Origin of the sequence: Caballeronia sp. AZ1_KS37, assembly GCF_023631165.1 — a bacterium.
GTDB classification, from domain to species: domain Bacteria; phylum Pseudomonadota; class Gammaproteobacteria; order Burkholderiales; family Burkholderiaceae; genus Caballeronia; species Caballeronia zhejiangensis.
Genome location: NZ_JALQDP010000035.1, coordinates 29417 through 49941, shown reverse-complemented (window position 1 = coordinate 49941; position 20525 = coordinate 29417). Strand labels below are relative to the sequence as shown.

The following is a 20525-nucleotide window of genomic DNA, read 5'->3' as shown; positions in this document are numbered from 1 at the left end:
AATCAATCATCAGGAGGACGGCGATGAAACGCGCGAAGGCGGAAATCATCCGCGAATATGGGCCTTTTCCGGATATCGACGGCGTGCATGGCGTCACGTATGACGGCGAGCATGTGTGGTTCGCCGCCGGCGATACGCTCAACGCCTTCGATCCCGAAAGCGGCGAGAAGGCGCGAACGCTCGAAGTCGCGGCGCATGCGGGCACCGCGTTCGACGGCGAGCATCTGTTTCAGATCGCCGAGGACCGCATCCAGAAGATCGATCCGCGAACCGGTCGCGTCGTGTCGACGATTCCCGCGCCGGGCGGCGGCGCGGACTCGGGGCTCGCGTGGGCTGAGGGCACGCTCTGGGTCGGGCAGTACAACGAACGCAAGATTCATCAGATCGATCCGGACGATGGCGCGATCCTGCGCACGATCGAGTCGAATCGCTTCGTGACGGGCGTGACGTGGATCGACGGCGAACTGTGGCACGCGACGTGGGAAGGCGACGAAAGCGAGTTGCGGCACATCGATGCGCAATCGGGCGAAGTCATCGAGCGGCTCGACATGCCCGAAGGCGTGGGCGTGTCGGGACTCGAATCGGATGGACGCGACCGCTTTTTCTGCGGCGGCGGGCGCACGGGCAAGGTGCGCGCGGTGCGCAAACCGAAGCGCGGATAAGAGGCATGGCGGGTAGCGCTTCAGGTCTAAACGAATAGCCTTTATGCTGTCGAATTCGCGAACGACCACGCGATTCTTCAGACAGTTAAGGCCGGTTTTGACTTCGAATATCTCCGATCACCGTCAGCTCGATTCCTGGGTCGGCGAAACAGCGCGCGCCATTCGCGACTACGACTGGCGCGCGACGCCGCTCGGTCCCATCGATGCATGGCCGCAAGTGTTGCGCTCCGTCGTGCAGATGATGCTGCGCAACGCGTTGCCGATGGCCGTGCTATGGGGCGACGAAGGCACGCTGCTCTATAACGACGCATACGCGCATTTTTCGGGCGGGCGTCATCCGCGCATTCTCGGCATGCCGATCGAAGCAGCGTGGCCCGAGGCGGCCGAGTTCAATCGCAATGTGCTCGATACGGGACTGCGCGGAGAATCGCTTTCGTATCGCGACATGAGCTTTACGTTGCCGCGCGACGGTCGCGATGCGCAAGTGTGGCTCGATCTGCATTACAGCCCGGTCGCGTCGAACGAAGGCGTGCCCGTCGGCGTGCTCGCGATCGTCGTCGAAACGACCGGGCGCGTGCTGCTCGAACGCACGCGCGCCGAAGCCGAACGCGCGTTTCGCGAAGCCGATGAGCGCTTGCAGCTCGCGCTCAATTCCGGCGCGGTGCTCGGCACGTTCGTGTGGGACATTCCCGACAATCGCGTGAAAGGCGATGAGCGCTTCGCGCGCACGTTTTCGTTTTCGCTCGACGAAGTGGCGCGCGGCATGCCGATCGAGGCGGCGTTCGCGAAGATCCATCCCGAGGATCTGGAACGCGTCAGGGGGCTTATCGTGCGCACGCTGCAGCACGGCGAGCCGTTTCGCGCCGAATACCGCATCCTTTCAGGCGATGCGCGATGGACCTGGATTCTCGCCACCGGCCGCTGCGACCACGACGAAACCGGCAGACCAATGCGCTTTCCCGGCGTCATCATCGACATTCACGATCGCAGGATCGCCGAAGAGACCTTGCGGGAACTGACGCGCGGTCTCGAAGACAAGATCTCCGAAGCCGTGGCCGCGCGCATCGCGGTGGAGGCGCAATTGCGTCAGAGCCTGAAAATGGAAGCGCTCGGCGCGATGACGGGCGGCGTCGCGCACGACTTCAACAACACGCTGCAGGCGATCAGCGGCAACCTGCAATTGCTGCAGTATTTGCCGCCGACGGACAGCCGCGTGCCCGAGCGCGTACACGCCGCGATGGAAGCCGTGCAGCGCGGCGCGAAGCTCGCTTCGCAATTGCTGTCGTTCGCGCGGCGGCAACCGCAGTCGCCGGTCGTGATCAATCCGCAGCGCCTGTTCAAAGAGATGCGCGAGCTCTTGCGGCATGCAGTGGGACCGTCGGTATGCATCAACACGTTGCTCGCGGAGCACGCATGGAACTTCTGCGTCGACCGCAATCAACTGGAAAACGCGCTGCTGAATCTCGCGATCAACGCGCGCGATGCCATGCGCGGCGACGGCAAGCTCACGCTCGTCTGCTCGAACGAAGCGCTCGATGCCGCGGCGTGCGAGGGCAAGGATCTGCATCCGGGCGAATACGTGAAGCTGTCCGCATCGGACACCGGCGCGGGCATGGCGCCCGACGTGCTCGAACGCGCATTCGAGCCGTTCTTCACGACGAAGCCGGAAGGGCACGGCACGGGTCTCGGCCTCTCGATGGTGTTCGGCTTCGTCAAGCAGTCGGGCGGGCATATCGCGGTGTCGAGTTCGGTCGATGTGGGCACGACGGTCGAGATGTTCTTTCCGCGCAGCTTCGACGATGAAACCGCGCAACTGCGCGTCGATGCGATGACGGGGCACACGGGCGGCGCGACGGTGCTCGTCGTCGATGACGATCCCGCCGTGCTGATGTCGACGGTCGCGATACTCGAAGCGATGCATTACACGGTGCTGCGCGCCGCTAACGGCGATGCCGCGATGAGCGTGCTCGAAAGCGGCGTGAACGTCGACCTCATTCTCACCGACGTCGTGATGCCCGGCAAAGTGAAGTGCGCCGATCTCGCGGAATGGGCGTTTTCGCAGGAGCGGCCCGTCCCGGTGATCTACGTCTCCGGCTATACGCGCGACATCATCTCGCGCGATGGCGTGCTGCGGCCGAACGTGACCTTGCTTGGCAAGCCGTATCGCGCGGAGGCGCTGGCGAAGGAAATCGCGGGGGCGCTGCAGGCCGCGGCGTAGCGGTTCCTTTCTCAAGACTTTCTTCTCCGCGCCGATAAACACCGATCAAACCCATCAATAGAACAGGGCCAGAACGGTGCAGAGAGGCGCCAACGATTTCCTCGGGACCATCGGCGAGACCATCGCCAGGAACCGGCCTTACATCGAACGCGCACGCCGTTTCGGTGCGCTCGGTCCCGCGCCGCTCGGCGTGCTCGCCGCCGCGTGCGGAACCATCTTCGTGCCGCTGCCGTGGAACGTGTTGCTCGGCGTGCTCGTCTTCGGCGCGGCGTTCGTCGTGCATCGCATGCACGAAGCGAATCGCAAGATCTTCGTCGCACGTCAGGTCGCGCATGGGCTGCTCGCCATCGCCGAGGACTGTCTCAAGCTGCTGTCGCTCGAAGGCCGCATCATGTGCATTTCGGAGGTCGGCGGGCAGCTCATCGAAGCGGATCACGCAGACGATCTCATCGGCGTCGACTGGCTCGCGCTCTGGGACGGCCCCGACGCGCGGCGTGCCTTCGAACGCGCGAAAGCGGGTGAATCGACGTCGTTCTCCGGAGCCTGCCGCACGATGAACGGCACGCTGAAATGGTGGACGTCGACCTTCGCGCCCGTCTACGGCGAGCACGGACGGGTGAGCGCGGTGCTGTGCAAGTCGCGCGACATCACGGCGGAGCGCAATCTCATCGACGAATTGCGCGGCAACGCGCGCGTGCAAAAGGACATGGAAGATCACGTCGATGCCGTCTTCTGGACCGCGACGCGCGATTTCCGCGAGCTTCTGCATGTGAGCTCCGCGTTCGAACGCATGTGGGAAATGCCGATGTCCGCGCTCGAAGCCGATCAGACCGCCTGGTCGCAAAGCGTGCATCCCGAAGACCTGCCCGCGCTGCGCGACGAAATGCGTACCGCCGTGAACACGGGCGCGGCCACGCAGAGCTATTTTCGTCTCTGCCTGCCGCACGGTCGCACGCGCTGGGTGCGCGCAGATATTTATCCGGTCATCGAGGACGGCGCGGTGTCGCGCGTCGTGAGCGTGTGCGTCGATGCCACCGACGAGCGCGAGCGCCTTCAGGAACTGCATCGGCTCGCGAACACCGACAGCCTCACCGGACTCGCCAATCGCAACGCGATGATGGACGCGCTCGTGAAGCGCTGTGAAGCGGTCGCGCCGTTCGCGTATCTCTTCATCGACATCGATCGCTTCAAGTCGATCAACGACACGGCCGGTCATATCGCCGGCGATGCGGTGCTGCGCACCATCGCGCGACGCATCGCGGAAACGCTGCCCGATGGCGCCGTGGCCGCGCGGCCGGGCGGCGACGAGTTCACCGTGATCCTGCCCGGCAGCTTCGATCAGGAAAGCATCGAGCGCGCGTGCCGCAAGCTCTCGCTCGCGTGCCATCGTCCGATCGAGATCGACTGCAAGAGCGTGACGATGACGTGCTCGATCGGCGTCGCGCTCTATCCCGAACACGGACGCACGCCCGAAGCGCTTTTCATCAGCGCCGACATGGCGATGTACGCCGCGAAGCGCGCGGGCCGCAACACGTTTCGCGTGTTCGGCGATCGCGAGAAGGACGATCTCGCGCGCGCGCATCTCGAAGCGCAACTGCACGGCGCGATCCGCGAGAACGAGTTCGTGCTGCATTATCAGCCGCAATATCGCGTCGATTCGGGTGCGCTTGTCGGTGTCGAGGCGCTGTTGCGCTGGAATCATCCGCAGCTCGGGCTGCTCGGTCCGGGCGCGTTCGTGCCGGTGCTCGAAGAGAGCGCGCTGATCGTCGAGGCGGGGCACTGGGTCATTCGCGAGGCCGTGCAGGCCGGGTCGCAACTCGCGCTCGCGCTGCCGCAGGCTTGCTCGGTCGCGCTCAACGTGTCGCCGAAACAGTTCCGCGATCCGCGCCTCGTGTCGGTTCTGCGGCACGCGATCAGGCGCGCCGGCATCGATTCGAACCGCATCACGCTCGAGATCACCGAATCCGCGCTGATCGACAACGTCGATGATGCGCAGGTCGTGCTGTCGAACGTTCGCGCGATGGGCGTACGCATCGCCATCGACGATTTCGGCACCGGCTATTCGAGTCTCAGCTATCTCGCGCGCTTCCGGCCGGACGTGCTGAAGCTCGACAAATCCTTCGTCGACAACATCGCCACCGACGCGATGGTGCGCACGGTCGTCGAAGGCGTGATCGATCTCGCGCACAAGCTCGGCGTGACGGTGGTCGCGGAAGGCGTCGAGACGCAGGAGCAGCTCGACACGCTGCGCGACGTGCGCTGCGACAAGGTGCAGGGTTTTCTGTTGAGCCGCCCCGTCCTGCTCGCGAGCCTGATGATGCGGACAGACGCAGAGGACGCCGCGACCGTGCGTTAAACGCGTGCCCGCGCGGGCCGCCCGGCGTTATCATCGCGGCATTCGCGGATGCGGGCCGGAAACGGAGGATGGACGCAATGAGCCACCTGATCTTCGCGTTGGGCGTGTTGCTGCGGCGGTTGACGACGATCGTTCTCCGACGGAGAGCACCGATGAAGACCTTTTGCCTGGGCGTTGCGCTGGCCGCGATCGGCTCGCTTGCATGCGCCCAGTCCGCGCCGCAGTGCCCGCCCGCGGCCGGCCAACTGATACAGGTACGCGACTTCACGGCCGTCAGCCGTGAAAGCGGCGCGTCGCATGTGCTCGGCTCGCGATTGCGGTCGGCGCGCAATGCGGTGAAAGTGGGTCAGAACGCATCGGCGCTGGCGGATGGCATCGTCAAGGCGCTGAACGGGAAAGGTCTCGCCGCTTGCCATGTGACGGCGGATTCGCCGCCGCCGGCATCGGGCTGGCTCGTCAGCGGGGAGTTCGACGAAACGCTGTCGAGCGGATTCGGCTCCGCGTTGCCGTCGATGGGTTCATCCGACAAGACGCCCAACACGCATGTCACCGTGCAGCTCGCCAATCTTGCGGCGAGCCCGGACGCCGCGCCGGCGCAGATCGACACGAGCGGCGAACTGAAAGGGCAGAAATCGGCGGCCGCGCCGAAGCCCTACGGCGCCGCGGCGCGCTTCGTCATCAACGAGGTTCAGTCGATTGCCTCGCTCGATGCGCTCGCCGCGAAGATCGCCGATCAGATCGCGGCGGAGAAGGCGAAGCTCGACGGCGGGCAATAGGCGTTTCACGCCTCCGAGTCGCGCTTGCCTTTCGGATGGTCGGCGCTTGCGTCCGGCGAGGTGTCGGGATCCTTCAGATCGTGCTCGGGCGTGTACGGCCCTTGCTCGGGATGATCCTTGCCCTTTGGAACGAGCGTCGGATCGATATTGCCGTGCTCGCGCTGCTCGATCGTGCCATCGCTCTTTTCTTTGACGTCGCCCTCGCCGAGCGCCTCGCGGCGTTCGTCGGCGCGCTGCACGGGATCTGACGGTTCGCGGTTCATCGCATTCTCCTGAAGATGTTTTCGGTAACGCAGCAAGCCCCGTTCCGCGATCACTTGCGACGTGCCCGAGCGCGCGTTCGTCTGACGGGCGCGGCGCCCGCATGCGCGAACATCGGCATGCGGGTCAGAATCCAGTCGAGCAGTTCCTGCGGCCCGGCCGCGAGCGGACGTCCGGCTTTCACGAGCAGCTTCGCCTGCGCGCTCTCGAAAAGCGGATGCGCGACCGGTATCGTCGTCAGCTCGCCGCTCGCGAGCTCGCGATACGCGGCGAATTCGCCGATCAGCGTCATGAAATTTTCCGCGGCCACGAAGCGCTTCAGCGCGCCGAGCGAGTTCGTCGTGAGCGTCGGGCGGATCGCGAGAGCGTCGGTGGTTTCGAGCATCTTCACGACATGGCCGATGCCGAACGTGGGCGGCATCAGCGCGAGCGGATACTCGAGCAGATCGCGAATCCGCGCGACGCCGCCGCGCACCGCCAGCGGATGATCGCGCCGCGCGAGCAGCACGACCGGCTGCGGCGAGCTTGCCCGAATCTCGATGCGCTCGTGCGGCGGCGGGTTGTACGCGAGCCCGATATGCGCGCGGCTCTGCGCGACTTCTTCGAGCAGATCGTCGACCGCGAGCATCTGCACGTCGATTTCGAGGCGCGGATAGCGCGCGCAGAACGGCGCGAGCACATCGTCGACGAGCGTATCGACATAGCCTTCGCTCACCGCGAGACGAATCTGCCCTTGCTGCAGGCCTTTGAGCGCATGCAGCTGATCCTCGAACTTCTCCTGCTGCGAACGATAGCCGCGCCAGAATTCGAGCAGATGGAACGCCGCTTCGGTCGGCCGCACGCCGCGCGGCTCGCGCTCGAAGAGCGTCGTGTCGAGTTCGTTTTCCAGCAATTTGATCTGCCGCGCGATCACCGACGGCGACGTGTTCAGATGATCCGCCGCGCCGCGAATCGTGCCGTGCGTGAGCACTTCGTGGAAATAGCGCAGACGTTGCTGATTGATTTCGCGCATGGTCGTCGTCCGTATGGGAAGGAATGCGTTGCTCGCAGAGCAACGATACGTGAACTTTGTTGCTCTTGCTCGCACGGTCGCACGCGCTCAACATCGCCTTACCCGAGAAAGGGAAGACGAGACAAGGAGACGCGGATGTCGACGATCCAGACCCTGCGCAGCGGCGATGCCGTTTCGGCGCTCTACAGCAGAATCAACTGGCGGCTGCTGCCGCTCCTCATCGCGTGCTACATGTTCGCGTATCTGGACCGCGTGAACGTGGGCTTCGCGAAACTTCAGATGCAAAACGATCTCGGCTTCTCCGATGCAGCGTACGGCGTCGGCGCGGGGATTTTCTTCATCGGCTATGTGCTGTTCGAGATTCCGAGCAACCTGATGTTGCCGAAGATCGGCGCGCGTCTCACCTTCAGCCGCATTCTCGTGCTGTGGGGCATCACGTCGGCGTGCATGCTCTTCGTGCGCAACGTGCCCGCGTTCTACGCGATGCGCTTCCTGCTTGGCGTCTTCGAAGCGGGTTTCGCGCCAGGCATGATCTATTACCTCTCGAACTGGTACGGCCCGAAGCGCATGGCGCGCGCGATCGCGCTCGTGTTCGTCGCGGGGCCGCTCGGCGGTGTCGTCGGCGGGCCGCTGTCGGCGTGGCTGATTGCGTCGCTCGGCGGCGTCGGCGGACTCGCGGGCTGGCAGTGGATGTTCCTCGTCGAAGGCCTGCCGTGCATCGCGCTCGGCGCGCTCGTGTGGCGCGTGCTCGCCAATCGTCCCGCCGATGCGCGCTGGCTCACGCAGGACGAACAGCGGCTCGTCGAGGCGGAAGTCGGTCATCACGGCGGCGCGTCGCATCGCATCGAATCGTTCGCGGAGATCGCGAAGAACCCGCGCATCTATCTGCTGGCGATCGCGTACTTCTGCATCATCTTTCCGATCTACGCGATCAGCTTCTGGCTGCCGACGCTCATCAAGGAGCAGGGTCTCAGCGGCTCCATGCACGACACGATCCGCCTCGGCTGGTACGTCGCGATTCCGTATGTCGCCGCGGCCGTCGCGATGTACGCAGCGGGCCGCCGTTCCGACAAGGTCGGCGAGCGCCGCTATCACAGCGCAGTGCCCGCGCTCGCCGCCGCCGCGCTGCTCGTGATGACGCCGTATGCGAACGGCAACGTCGTCGCGACGCTCGCGCTGCTCACGCTCGCCACCGCCTGCATGTGGATGGCCTACACGGTGTTCTGGGCGATTCCTTCCGAAACGATTTCCGGCCCCGCGGCGGCGGGCGGCATCGCGCTCATCAACACGATCGGCTTGTCGGGCGGATTCTGGGGCCCCGCGATGATCGGCTGGGTCAAGTCCGCGACCGGCAGCACGAACGGCGGCCTCGTCGTGATGGCGTGCATGGCGGCGCTGTCCTGCGTGCTGATTCTCGCGAACAGGCGCACGGCTGCCGCGGCCACGGCACGCGCGGCCTGAACATCAATCGATACTCGAAAGGACAAGGTCATGAAGATTCTGATCGCAGGATTCCAGCACGAAACGAACACCTTCGCGCCGACGAAGGCGAGCTACCAGAGCTTCATCCAGGGCGAAGGCTTTCCGCCGATGGCGCACGGCGACGATGTCCTCGAGCTGCGCGACGTGAACGTGCCGATCGGCGGTTTCATTCAATGGGCCGAGGCGCAAGGGCACGAGCCGATTCCGGTGATCTGGGCGGGCGCGAGCGCATCGGCGCATGTGACGCAGGACGCATACGAGCGCATCGCGGGCGCGATCGTCGATCGCGTGCAGGCAGGCGGCTTCGATGCGATCTATCTCGATCTGCACGGCGCGATGGTCGCCGAACATCTCGACGATGGCGAAGGCGAACTGCTGGCGCGCGTGCGCAGCATCGTCGGCGATGCGATGCCGCTCGTCGTTTCGCTCGACCTGCATGCGAACGTCACGGCGCGCATGGTCGAACTCGCGGATGCACTCGTCGCGTATCGCACGTATCCGCACGTCGATATGGCCGAAACGGGCTTGCGCGCGGCGCATCTGCTGGCAAAGCGCATCGAACACGGGAAGCCGTTCGCGCGCGCGATGCGGCGCATCCCGTTTCTGATTCCGGTGAACGGCATGTGCACGCTCGTCGAACCGGCGCGCGGCATGTACGCCATGCTCGAGACATTGGAGAAGGATGTCGTGTCGCTGTCGTTCGCGCCGGGCTTTCCGGCATCGGATTTCGACGAATGCGGTCCGGTGTTCTGGGGCTACGCGCTCGACGGCGAGGCGGCGGACTTCGCGGTCGACAAGCTATACACGCAACTCGTGGACGAAGAAGCGCGCTGGAACGTGCCGTTCCTCTCTCCCGATGAAGCCGCGCGTGAAGCGATCGACGCGAGCCGCGATGCGGGCAAGCCCGTCATCATCGCGGATACGCAGGACAATCCGGGCGTCGGCGGCGATTCGAACACGATGGGCATGGTCCGCGCACTGCTGCGCCACGACGCGCGCGACGCTGCGGTAGGCGTTATCTGGGACGAGAAGGCGGCGCATGCGGCGCATCGCGCGGGCGTCGGCGCGCGCATCAGGATAGCGCTGGGCGGCGGCTCGAACGTGCCCGGCGACGCGCCGCTTGAAGGCGAGTTCGAAGTCGAGTATTTGTCGGATGGCCGCTTTCGCTTCGACGGCCCGATGCTCAATGGCATGTCGGGCGAACTGGGACCGACCGCTTGCCTGCGTATCGGCGGCGTGCGTATCGCGGTGAGCAGCATCAAGATGCAGGTCTTCGACCGCAATCTCTTTCGCGTTGCGGGCATCGAGCCCGAGCGCATGAAGATTCTGGTGAACAAGAGCTCGGTGCATTTCCGCGCCGATTTCGAGCCGATCGCCGAGCGCGTGCTCGTCGCGAAAGCGCCCGGCCCGATGGCCGCCGATCCGGCCGATCTGCCCTGGCGCAATCTCGATTCGCGCATGCGTGTGCGACCGCTCGGGCCGACGCTCGCCGAACTGCGCGCATCGGCTGCGTGAACGTTTTTCATCGACTACATGGACAAGGAGAATCAAAAGATGCCGGACGATCAGATCAACGCGCGGCGCCGACGCTTGCTCGGCACGGCGGTCGCGAGTGTAGGCGCGATGCAGCTCGGTTTCAGCGACCTCGTGCGCGCGCAGACCGCGCCGCGCGCATCGTCGAGTGCGGGCTTCGCCGGCATTCGCCAGATCGACGCGGGCGCGCTCAACATCGGCTATGCGGAAGCGGGTCCGGCGAACGGTCCCGTGGTGATCCTGCTGCACGGCTGGCCCTACGACATCCACGCATTCGCGGAAGTCACGCCGATGCTCGCGGCGCAGGGTTATCGCGTGATCGTGCCGTATCTGCGCGGGTACGGCTCCACGCGCTTTCTTTCCGCCGACACGCCGCGCAACGGACAGCAGGCGGTGGTCGCGGTGGACATCATCGCGTTGATGGATGCGCTCAAGATTCAGCAGGCCACGCTCGGCGCGTTCGACTGGGGCGCGCGCACCGCGAACATCATCGCGGCGCTGTGGCCGGAACGCGTGAAGGCGATGGTCTCGGTGAGCGGCTATCTGATCGGCAGCCAGCAGGCGAATCGCGCGCCGCTGCCGCCGAAAGCCGAGCTCGCATGGTGGTATCAGTTCTACTTCGCGACCGAGCGCGGCCAGGCGGGCTACGAGGCGAACCGTCATGCTTTCAACAAGCTGATCTGGCAACTCGCATCGCCGAAATGGAACTTCGACGACGCGACGTATGACCGTTCCGCGAAATCGTTCGATAACCCCGATCACGTCGCCGTGGTGATTCACAACTATCGATGGCGTCTCGGGCTCGTGCAGGGCGAAGCGCAATACGACGCGCTCGAACAGCGTCTCGCGAGCGCGCCGACGATCGGCGTGCCCACGATCACGATGGAAGGCGATGCCAACGGCGCGCCGCATCCCGATCCGTCGGCGTATGCCAAGAAGTTCACGGGCAAGTATGAGCATCGGAACGTCGCGGGCGGCATCGGCCACAATCTGCCGCAAGAAGCGCCGAAAGCATTCGCCGATGCGGTCATCGACGCAAGCCGCATGTAACGCGCATGCAGGACGAAGCGCTAGCCGACGTGTGACTTCTTCGTTCTGCGTCCCGGCGTCTTCTGCGATGTCAGTTCGTGCACGATCCCGCACGAATCGACGGCGTGCTCGCCGCGGCATGTCTCGCGCAATGCGGTGAGCCGGTCGCGCAGCCTCATCAATTCGTCGATGCGCGCGCTTACGTGGCCGATATGCTCATCGACGAGCGCATCGATTTCGCGGCAATCCGGCGAGCGCGCCTGCAATGCGTAGAGCAGGGCGCGCACTTCGTCGTGCGTCATGTCGAGCTCGCGGCAATTGCGGATAAGGCGCAGGCGTTCGACATGCGTCTTGTCGTAAGTCCGGTAATTCGCGTCCGTCCTTGCAGGCGGCGGAATCAGCCCTTCCTTTTCGTAGAAGCGGATCGTATCGGGCGTGCAATTCGCTATGCGCGCCAGTTCCCCTATCTTCATTTCGGCATCCTTTTTTCTTGACCCTGGAGTGGCTCCAAGGTGTTCAATTCGGGAAAAGTCAAGAAAAGGAGCCAGTATGTTACGTCCCGAGAGCATCGGCAAGCCCCGGCCTGAGCCGGCTGATCGTCGTGTCCGAAATGATTTAAAGGAATACGAAATAAAGACGAAAGCTTCGGTTCGGACGGAGATCGTCGTCGACGAGATGGATTGTCCGACCGAAGAGACGCTGATCCGCAAGAAGCTCGCGGGCATGCCGGGAGTCGGATCGGTCGAGTTCAATCTGCTGCGTCGCGTGCTGACCGTCGAACACGATGCCAACGCGCTCGCATCCGTTCTCGATGCGTTGCGCGCACTGGGCTTCACGCCGCGCACCGAACCCCGCAACGACGCGCCCGCAGGCAAGCGCGCGGTGTGGATGCTCGCCTTCGCGTGCGTTGCGGCGGCGGCGTCGGAGGCTGCGAGCGGGTTCGGCGGACCGTCCTGGCTCGTCGTCGCGCTCGCGCTCGCCGCGATCGCTTCGTGCGGCTTCTCGACGTATCGCAAGGGCTTCATCGCCATCAGCAACGGCAACCTCAACATCAACGCGCTGATGAGCATCGCCGTGACCGGCGCGATGGTCATCGGACAGTGGCCGGAAGCCGCGATGGTCATGGCGCTTTTCACGATCGCCGAACTCATCGAGGCGAAGTCGCTGCAAAGGGCGCGCAACGCGATCGCGGGACTCATGAAGCTCGCGCCCGACACGGCGACCGTTCTGCAAGCCGACGGCCTGTGGCGCGCGATGGAAGCGAGCGCCGTCACGCGCGGCGCCGTCGTGCGCGTGCGGCCGGGCGAGCGCATCGCGCTGGATGGCGTCGTCACGTCCGGGCGCTCCGCCGTCAACCAGGCGCCGATCACCGGCGAAAGCCTGCCCGTCGAAAAGTCGCCGGGCGACGATGTGTTCGCGGGCACCGTCAACGAAACCGGCTCGTTCGAGTTTCGCGTATCGGCGGCGGCGAAGGACACGACGCTTGCGCGCATCATCCGCGCGATCGAAAGCGCGCAAGGTGCGAAGGCGCCGACGCAACGTTTCGTCGATCGTTTCGCGCGCATCTATACGCCGCTCGTGCTTCTCGTGGCGATAGCGGTCGCGGTCGTGCCGCCGCTCGCGTTCGACGAGTTGTGGTACGCGTGGATCTATCGCGCGCTCGTGCTGCTCGTCATCGCGTGTCCGTGCGCGCTCGTCATCTCGACGCCGGTGACGATCGTCAGCGGACTCGCCGCGGCGGCGCGGCACGGCATCCTCGTGAAGGGCGGAACCTTTCTCGAACGCGGACGGCGCCTGCGCTGGCTCGCGTTCGACAAGACCGGCACGATCACGCACGGCAAGCCGGTGCAGACGCATTTCGCGCTGCTCGACCGGAGCATGGACGAAGGCCGCGTGCGCGCGATCGCGGCGAGTCTCGCGGGCCGTTCCGATCATCCGGTTTCGCTCGCGATCGCGCAGGCCGCGAGCCAGGACGGCGGGCCGCGCATCGCGGTGGAGGCGTTCGAAGCGGTGCCGGGGCGCGGCGTTCGCGGTGTCGTCGAAGGCCGTGTTTACTGGCTCGGCAATCAGCGAATGATGGAAGACATCGGACGCGGCGCGAGCCATGCGAAGCGCCGGGCTGAAGCGCTGGAGCGTGAAGGCAGGACCGTCGTGATGCTCGCCGATGCGGACAACGTCCTCGGGCTTTTCGCCGTGGCGGACACCGTGAAGGAATCGAGCCGCGACGCGATCGCCCGGCTTCACGCGCTCGGCGTGCAGACGGCGATGCTCTCGGGCGATAACCCGCACACGGCGCGCGCCATCGCGAGCGCGGTCGGCATCGATCGCGTCGAGGCGGGCCAGTTGCCCGAGGACAAGCTGCGCACCATCGAAAGTCTCGGCGCGGACGGCAGCGCGGTCGGCATGGCCGGCGACGGCATCAACGACGCGCCTGCGCTGGCGCGCGCGGACATCGGTTTCGCGATGGGCGCGATGGGCACCGATACGGCCATCGAAACCGCCGACGTCGCGCTGATGGACGACGACCTGCGCAAGATCGCCGCGTTCATCCGTCTTTCGTCGGCGACGCACGCGATTCTCGTGCAGAACATCGCGTTCGCGCTCGTCGTGAAGGGCGTGTTTCTCGCGCTCGCCGTGGCCGGACTCGGTTCGATGTGGATGGCCGTGTTCGCGGATGTCGGCGCAAGCCTGCTTGTCGTCGGCAACGGGCTGCGCATTCTGCACAAGCGCTTCAACTGAGCACCTCACCAGCAAAAGGAGCAAATCATGAGTTTCTTGCGGAAGCTGTTCGAGAACGGTCACTTCGGCGGACATGGCGGGCACGGCGGGCACGGCAGCCATCGGAGAGAGCATGACCGGCGTCATCGGGACGGCTATCAGGAATACGACGGCGATGAATCGTGGGGCCGTCATCCCGGCTCGATTCCGCCGCTGCCGCCCGATGTGATCTGCCCGCAATGCCGCAAGTCGAATCCGCCGGACACGGCCGTCTGCAAGCAGTGCGACACGCCGCTCGATCCCAGCCGATGCCCGACGTGCGGCACGTCGATCCAGGCGGGCGCGCGGTACTGCGTCAGTTGCGGGAAGCGCGTGGTTTGATTGTCGGAGCGTGTGGGGAACGCGCCGCCTTCGCAAGACTGGAAGCCAAAAAAAAGGCCACTGATGAGTGGCCTTTCTTCGCGATGCGATCAGAACGGTCGCGCGGCGATCAGTTGCACGCCAGCACGACGGCGCCGGTGACGTCTCCCGTGTTGGGCAGCTTCGCGGCGGACACGATCGCGATGAGAGGATGCGTCGCATCGTTGCCCATCAGTCGCGACATGACGTTCATGCCGCCGCCCATGACCTGTCCGCCCGCGAAGACGGGTCCTTCGTGACGCTTGCGTTGCTGTCGGATCCGATCGGGCGACGTGGCCATCAGATTGGTGCAGGCGAGGGTGCCCGTGCCTTTGGCGAGCGTCAGCCGATTGCCGACGACGTAATGCGCGCCCTGGTTGGCGTTGAAATTGCCGCCGCCGGAATCGGAACCGTCGGTCCAGCGGCCCGATGGCAAAGCCTCAGCGGACATTTCTACGTTCCGGTCGAGGAATCAATAGATTACAGCGTCCTGTCAAACAAATTTCACATTTCTTTCCTAAAGTAGCGCGTCAACCGGCACATCGGGCTGCAACGGCCCGAAGCAGGGACATTCATCGCCGGTACAAACCCACGATCAAGGACTCGAACCACACATGGCGCTGCCACTCGACCTCTCCCGCCGCAAAGCTCTCAAGATTCTCGCCGGCGCACCGATGCTGCCGCTCGGCGGCGCGACCGCCGCTTCGCTGCTCGCCACCGCATGCGGCGGCAGCGACAGCAACGCGGCGACGAACGCGTCCGCGCCCGCGTCGACGGCTGCGTTCACCACGGCGACGTTCAGCAGCATGGCCGCGCCGACGCTCGCCGATCCCGCGGCGATGGCGAAGACCACCGTCGGCTCGACCATGACCGTGAACTTCAGCGACGGCAGCAATCGCGCGTACAAGCTCGCGTATCAGCCGTTCTTCGTGACGGGCGATGTCGTGCCGAACACGGCCGGCGGCACCATCGTCGCGGGCGGCTATTTCGATATCGACAATCAGCCGATCATCGACAAGTCGGTGGCGGGCAAGGAGCGCCAGTTCTTCTCGGACTGCCCGGACGGCACGTCGCTCATCAAGCTCGACAAGACGACCGTCAAGGGCGTGAAGGGCAACGCCGTGTTCGCCGTCGTGCAGTTCGAATACACGACGCGCGACCAGAATGCCGCGAGCATGTACGGCCGCCTGCCGTCGCCGATCGCGGTGCTGACGCTCGATCAGGATCCGGCCACCGGCAAGCTGACGCTCGTGAGCTACGCGAACGTCGATACCTCGAAGGCGAACGGTCTGTGGATCACGTGCGGCGCGAGCCTCTCGCCGTGGAACACGCATTTGTCGAGCGAAGAGTACGAGCCGGATGCGGCGCTCGGCTCGAAGGACGCGCAGTTCCTCGCGTATAGCCGGAACCTTTACGGCGATCAAACGAAGGCCCGTCCGTATCACTACGGCCATGTGCCCGAAGTCACCGTCAACCCGGACGGCACCGGCACGATCAAGAAGCACTATTGCCTCGGCCGCATCTCGCACGAGCTGATTCAAGTGATGCCCGACAAGCGCACCGTCATGATGGGCGACGACGCGACCAACGGCGGCGTCTTCATGTTCGTCGCGGACAAGGAAGCGGATCTTTCCGCGGGCACGCTTTACGTCGCGAAATGCGCGATGACGTCATCGGCGGGCGCGGGCTCGGCCAATCTGACGTGGATGAACCTCGGCCACGCGACGAGCGATGAAATCGAGAACCTCGCCAACACGCTGACGCTCGCCGACATCATGGATGTCGTCAGCGATGCGACCGTCGGCGCGACGCTCGATGCGAGCTATACGCGCATCAACTACAACGGCGCGTTCAACTGGATTCGCATCAAGCCGGGCATGGAGAAGGCGGCCGCGTTTCTGGAGACGCATCGCTACGCGGCATTGCGCGGCGCGAGCATGTGCTTCACGAAGCTCGAAGGCACGACGGTCAACGCGAAGGACAAGATCGTGTACTCGGCGATGTCGCAGATCGTCAAGTCGATGGTCAAGGGCGACGCGCACGCGGCCGAATTCGCCGTCGACAAGACCATCAACTCCGGCGCGGTGTACGCGTTCAATCTGAAGGGCGGACAGAAGGATCTGACCGGCGCGGCGATCAACAGCGAATGGGTTCCGGTCGACATGGCCGCGCCCGCCGCGCTCGTCGGCGAAGACATTTCCGCCGATGCGCTCGGCAACATCGGCAACCCGGAGCGCATCGCGAATCCGGATAACCTCAAGTTCTCCGAGAAGCTGCGCACGTTGTTCATCGGGGAAGACAGCGGCCGGCACGTCAACAACTTCCTGTGGGCATACAACGTCGATACGAAGTCGCTGTCGCGCATTCTGTCGGCGCCGTCGGGCGCTGAATCGACGGGCCTGCACGCGGTCGACGAGATCAACGGCTGGACCTACATCATGAGCAACTTCCAGCATGCGGGCGACTGGGAAACGCCGCTGCATTCGAAGGTGCAGGCGACGCTCGATCCGCTGATCCGCGCGAACTACAAGGATCGCTACGGCGCGGCGGTGGGCTATCTGACCGCCGATGCAACCTCGGTCAAGCTGAGTTGACGAGCCAGGGGAAGCGCAACGCTTCCCTCGATGCGTAGCTTCGAGGTGCGTCGCGGACGCGGCGCGCCTCGCGGAGTTCAGCAGCTTTGCTCGTAATCGATATATTCGAAGCCGGCCGCAATCGCATAGCGGATCGCTTCTTCCACGTTCGGAAACTCGCCGGCCAAGCGCACCGAACGCTCCATCCCGTTCAAATCCTGGATTCGCGCCGTCGCGGCAAACGCGTCGCCGTGCCGGACCGCCGCCGGCGTGACCATCATGTCCCTGTAGCTGAAGACCATTGCTTCTTTCTCTTCCGGATGTCGTCGGCCCGCGCCGTATGGCTGCGGAACACGCGTTATGAATGTCGAAAAGGCGCGAACGATCTGGCGTCCGGCTCCTTCTGCTTCAGGTTATCGGCATCGGAGAATGTTTCTTTATGCGAGCGCTTTCGTCTGAATATTGCGGCAGTTCGCGCCGATTCAGGCCAGGAGCCGCGCGATCAGGTCTTGTGTGGCTCGCGCGCCGTATTTGCGCAGCAGGCTTGCACGATGGATGTCGACCGTGCGCGGGCTGATGTTCAACTCCTTGCCGATCTCCTTGCTCGTCATGCCATGCACGAGCAGCGCGGCGACGTCGCGCTCGCGCTCGGTCAGCAGGCTTGCGTTGTCTGATTGCTTCGTGCCTTGCGACAGATCCGTGAACGTCCAGACCGCAAGCTCGAAAGGCCGCTTCGGGTTATAGCCGAAGCCGCCGACCGTCACCCAGAAATAGCTTCCGTCGACGCGCCGCATGATGCGGTCATCGCTGAATACGGCATGCTTTGCAAGCAGCGGCGCCAGACGATGACCGGTGGTGGTGAAATCCTTCTGCTCGGGATAGAGCTTCGAGAACGACTGCTCGATGATATCGCTGCGTTTTGCCCTGAAGAGTTCCAGCGCGCGTGCATTGCAGTCGACCATGATCCGCTCTCTCGCGACGATGACGGCCACGGGCAAATGCCTGAACAAGTCCTCGTAGTCGAGCTTGGGCGAATCGGTCATGTCGGGAAGATTGTCGCGTCTGGCGAAAAGTTACTGTAACACCGAGGTTCGGCACTTTTCGCACGGACTTTCGCTTCAACCGTTCCAGACTTCACCGAATACGCGCAGCCAGTTTTCGCCCATCACTTTCCTGATGCGAGATTCGCTCCAGCCGGCCTTTTGCATCGCGGCGGTGATGTTCGGAAACTCGCCGATCGTGCGAATGCCTTCCGGATTCACGACCTTGCCGAAGTTCGTCAGACGGCGATAACGGCCCTTGTCGTGCGTGATCCAGTCGAAGAACTCGGTGCTATAGCCTTGCGTGAAGTCCGTTCCGATACCGACCTTGTCTTCACCGATAAGATCGATGACGTATTCGATAGCTTCGAGATAATCGTCGACGGTCGCATCGGCGCCTCGTCTCAGGAAGGGCATGAACATGGTCACGCCGACGAAACCGTTCGCTTCGGCAATCTCCTTCAATTGCTCATCCGTCTTGTTGCGCGGATGCTCTTTCAACGTATAAGGGCAGCAGTGCGAGTAGGTGACGGGTTTCTTCGAGCAGGCGATCGCATCGGAAGAAGTCTTCGCGCCCACATGCGAAAGATCGACCATGATGCCGACGCGATTCATCTCCTGAATCACTTCACGGCCATATCCCGACAAGCCGCCATCCGGTTCATAAGAACCCGTGCCGACGAGATTCTGCGTGTTATAGCAAAGCTGGACCACATTCACGCCCAGCTCCTTGAACACCTCGATATAGCCGAGGTTGTCCTCGAACGCATACGCGTTCTGAAAGCCCAAGATGATGCCGGTCTTGTTCTCTTTCTTCGCGCGCAGGATGTCGTCGGTCGTGCGTACGAGTGTGAGAATCTCGCTGTATTCGCGGATCTGCTGCTTCATTTCCGCGATGTTATCGATGGTCTTCTGGAAGTCTTCCCACACCGACACGGTGCAGTTCACGGCGGTGACGCCGCCCTTTCGCATGTCTTCGAATACGGAGCGCTCGAACTTCGAGATGTTCAGTCCGTCGATGATGATGCTCGAATCGTGAAGGCTATTCATCGCGTGTATCCGTTCAGATGGTTCTCTTGATGCCGCGCTCGACGGCCGGGCCACTGCTTGCGCTCCTGTTCGACGAACCTGCTTCTTCGAGCGCGGTCTTCGACGTTTCGCGCAGCGAGAGGCCGCCGATCATCGCGAAGATGGATACGGCGATCAGGTAATACGCCGGCGACAGATTCGTTCCCGTTTCCGCGATCAGCCACGTCGCGACGAGCGGCGCGGTGCCGCCGAAGATCGTGTACGCGAGGTTGTACGTGATCGCGGATGCGGTGTATCGCGTCTTCGTCGCGAACACTTCCGAAAGAAGCGGAGCAGTGACCACGCCCGAAAGCACCGCGCCCACCGCGAGCAGCGCCACGCCGAGCAGCGAAGGCGACAGATTTCCCGATCCGCCGAGCGCGAAGGCGGGATAGACCGAGACGATGATGAAGATGCACGTCGTCGCGATCGTCGCGCGGCGGCCCACGAGGTCGGAGAACAGACCGGCGAGCGGGCACAGCGCCGCGGCGAAGAAGAGCGCGAGCACGGTCACGAGAAGCGATGTTCCGCGCGTCAGATGTCCGGCGACCTGCATGTAGGTCGCGAAATACGTCGTGAACATGTAGAACGAAAGCGCCGTCACCGAAACGAATGCGCCGAGCTTCAGAATGTTTCCGGACTGCGAATGCAGGGTTTCCATCAGCGGCGCATGCGCGACTTCATGCTTGCCTTCGAGCGCCTGGAATGCCGGCGTCTCGTGCAGATTCACGCGCAGATACACGCCGATGAGACCGACCGGCGCCGCGATCAGGAACGGCACGCGCCAGCCCCAGTCGACCATCGCCGCGGGCGAAAGCGACGATTCGAGCGCATAGGCGACAACGGCCGCGCATGCGAACGAAGAGAACGTCGAGACCGGAACGAAGCTGCCGAAGAACGCGCGGCGTCGGCGCGGCGCGTGCTCCATCACATAGGCGCACGCGCCCGCGTATTCCCCGCCTGCGGAAAAGCCCTGCACGCAGCGGATGATCGTGAGAAGCAGCGGCGCCCAATAGCCGATGCTCGCATAAGTCGGCAGCAGCCCGATCAGCGTCGTGGCGCCGGCCATCAACAGGATGGTGAAAGCGAGCGTGCGCTTGCGGCCGATGCGGTCGCCGACCACGCCGAAGAAGAGGCCGCCGAGCGGACGGAATGCGAAGGCGACCGCGAAGACCGCGAACGTCTTCAGGAGACCGACCGTGGGATCGCCACTGGGAAAGAACTCGCGCGTCAGGATGGTCGCGAGAAAGCCGTACGCCGCGAAATCAAACCATTCGACAAAGTTTCCGATCGACGCCGCCGCGATGACACGTCTCAGCGTTTTGGTATCGACCTCGTGAGTTGCTTGATGTGGCATGGCGCTTCACCCCTTTCGCGTGTCGGATTCGATCCGGATTG

The 20525-nt window shown here is 64.1% G+C and carries 18 protein-coding genes; 10 read left to right on the top strand and 8 right to left on the bottom strand.

The window, feature by feature from the left end; translation table 11 throughout:
• Nucleotides 1–23 precede the first annotated feature (23 nt).
• The 4 genes from NCS00_RS23325 to NCS00_RS23310 all read left to right on the top strand — a co-directional run bounded on the left by NCS00_RS23325 (nt 24) and on the right by NCS00_RS23310 (nt 6012).
• Nucleotides 24–662, top strand: coding sequence for a Vgb family protein (locus NCS00_RS23325; protein ID WP_250441099.1), 639 nt, complete (start codon nt 24–26; stop codon nt 660–662).
• 97 nt (nt 663–759) lie between these two features.
• A complete protein-coding gene (locus NCS00_RS23320) occupies nt 760–2880 on the top strand; it encodes an ATP-binding protein (protein WP_250441098.1) in 2121 nt (706 codons plus the stop codon).
• Between the two features lie 76 nt (nt 2881–2956).
• Nucleotides 2957–5236: a putative bifunctional diguanylate cyclase/phosphodiesterase gene (locus NCS00_RS23315; RefSeq protein ID WP_250441097.1), complete on the top strand. Its 2280-nt coding sequence runs from the start codon at nt 2957–2959 to the stop codon at nt 5234–5236.
• Between the two features lie 152 nt (nt 5237–5388).
• Nucleotides 5389–6012, top strand: a complete 624-nt coding sequence (locus NCS00_RS23310) for a YajG family lipoprotein (RefSeq protein WP_250441096.1) — start codon at nt 5389–5391, stop codon at nt 6010–6012.
• Between the two features lie 5 nt (nt 6013–6017).
• On the opposite strand, the gene NCS00_RS23305 is transcribed toward NCS00_RS23310, so the two are convergent.
• Together NCS00_RS23305 and NCS00_RS23300 are read right to left on the bottom strand one after the other, a co-directional pair.
• A complete protein-coding gene (locus NCS00_RS23305; protein WP_033536295.1) occupies nt 6018–6275 on the bottom strand; it encodes a hypothetical protein in 258 nt (85 codons plus the stop codon).
• A 50-nt stretch (nt 6276–6325) separates the two neighbouring features.
• The gene (locus NCS00_RS23300; RefSeq protein WP_250441095.1) at nt 6326–7285 is read right to left on the bottom strand and encodes a LysR family transcriptional regulator; all 960 of its coding nucleotides are present in this window, start codon (nt 7283–7285) and stop codon (nt 6326–6328) included.
• 135 nt (nt 7286–7420) lie between these two features.
• Here NCS00_RS23300 and NCS00_RS23295 point away from each other — a divergent pair, with 135 nt between their 5' ends.
• The 3 genes from NCS00_RS23295 to NCS00_RS23285 are packed head-to-tail and all read left to right on the top strand — an operon-like array spanning nt 7421 to nt 11350.
• Nucleotides 7421–8746: an MFS transporter gene (locus tag NCS00_RS23295; protein WP_250441094.1), complete on the top strand. Its 1326-nt coding sequence runs from the start codon at nt 7421–7423 to the stop codon at nt 8744–8746.
• A 30-nt stretch (nt 8747–8776) separates the two neighbouring features.
• Nucleotides 8777–10282: a M81 family metallopeptidase gene (locus tag NCS00_RS23290; protein ID WP_250441093.1), complete on the top strand. Its 1506-nt coding sequence runs from the start codon at nt 8777–8779 to the stop codon at nt 10280–10282.
• Nucleotides 10283–10321: 39 nt separating this feature from the next.
• Nucleotides 10322–11350: an alpha/beta fold hydrolase gene (locus NCS00_RS23285; RefSeq protein ID WP_034472629.1), complete on the top strand. Its 1029-nt coding sequence runs from the start codon at nt 10322–10324 to the stop codon at nt 11348–11350.
• Nucleotides 11351–11370: 20 nt separating this feature from the next.
• Here the strand turns inward: NCS00_RS23285 and cadR are convergent, their stop codons facing one another.
• A complete protein-coding gene (cadR, locus tag NCS00_RS23280) occupies nt 11371–11802 on the bottom strand; it encodes a Cd(II)/Pb(II)-responsive transcriptional regulator (RefSeq protein WP_008348568.1) in 432 nt (143 codons plus the stop codon).
• A gap of 202 nt (nt 11803–12004) precedes the next feature.
• On the opposite strand from cadR, the gene NCS00_RS23275 reads away from it, so the two are divergent.
• A complete protein-coding gene (locus NCS00_RS23275; RefSeq protein WP_250441092.1) occupies nt 12005–14068 on the top strand; it encodes a heavy metal translocating P-type ATPase in 2064 nt (687 codons plus the stop codon).
• 27 nt (nt 14069–14095) lie between these two features.
• Nucleotides 14096–14428: a double zinc ribbon domain-containing protein gene (locus tag NCS00_RS23270; protein ID WP_250441091.1), complete on the top strand. Its 333-nt coding sequence runs from the start codon at nt 14096–14098 to the stop codon at nt 14426–14428.
• 109 nt (nt 14429–14537) lie between these two features.
• Here NCS00_RS23270 and NCS00_RS23265 read toward each other — a convergent pair whose 3' ends face one another.
• Nucleotides 14538–14897: a hypothetical protein gene (locus NCS00_RS23265; RefSeq protein WP_250441090.1), complete on the bottom strand. Its 360-nt coding sequence runs from the start codon at nt 14895–14897 to the stop codon at nt 14538–14540.
• 163 nt (nt 14898–15060) lie between these two features.
• Between NCS00_RS23265 and NCS00_RS23260 the strand changes: the two genes are divergently transcribed.
• Complete coding sequence (locus NCS00_RS23260; RefSeq protein WP_250441089.1) at nt 15061–17040, top strand: PhoX family protein; 1980 nt, start codon at nt 15061–15063, stop codon at nt 17038–17040.
• A gap of 77 nt (nt 17041–17117) precedes the next feature.
• Here NCS00_RS23260 and NCS00_RS23255 read toward each other — a convergent pair whose 3' ends face one another.
• The 4 genes from NCS00_RS23255 to NCS00_RS23240 form a co-directional block, all read right to left on the bottom strand.
• Complete coding sequence (locus tag NCS00_RS23255; RefSeq protein ID WP_008348560.1) at nt 17118–17300, bottom strand: hypothetical protein; 183 nt, start codon at nt 17298–17300, stop codon at nt 17118–17120.
• A gap of 201 nt (nt 17301–17501) precedes the next feature.
• On the bottom strand, nt 17502–18062 hold the full coding sequence (locus NCS00_RS23250) for a PAS and helix-turn-helix domain-containing protein (RefSeq protein WP_008348559.1): 561 nt from the start codon (nt 18060–18062) through the stop codon (nt 17502–17504).
• Nucleotides 18063–18137: 75 nt separating this feature from the next.
• Entirely contained in the window at nt 18138–19109 is a 972-nt protein-coding gene (locus NCS00_RS23245) for a dipeptidase (RefSeq protein ID WP_008348557.1), read from the bottom strand.
• Nucleotides 19110–19122: 13 nt separating this feature from the next.
• Nucleotides 19123–20484, bottom strand: coding sequence for an MFS transporter (locus NCS00_RS23240; protein WP_250441088.1), 1362 nt, complete (start codon nt 20482–20484; stop codon nt 19123–19125).
• Nucleotides 20485–20525 lie beyond the last annotated feature (41 nt).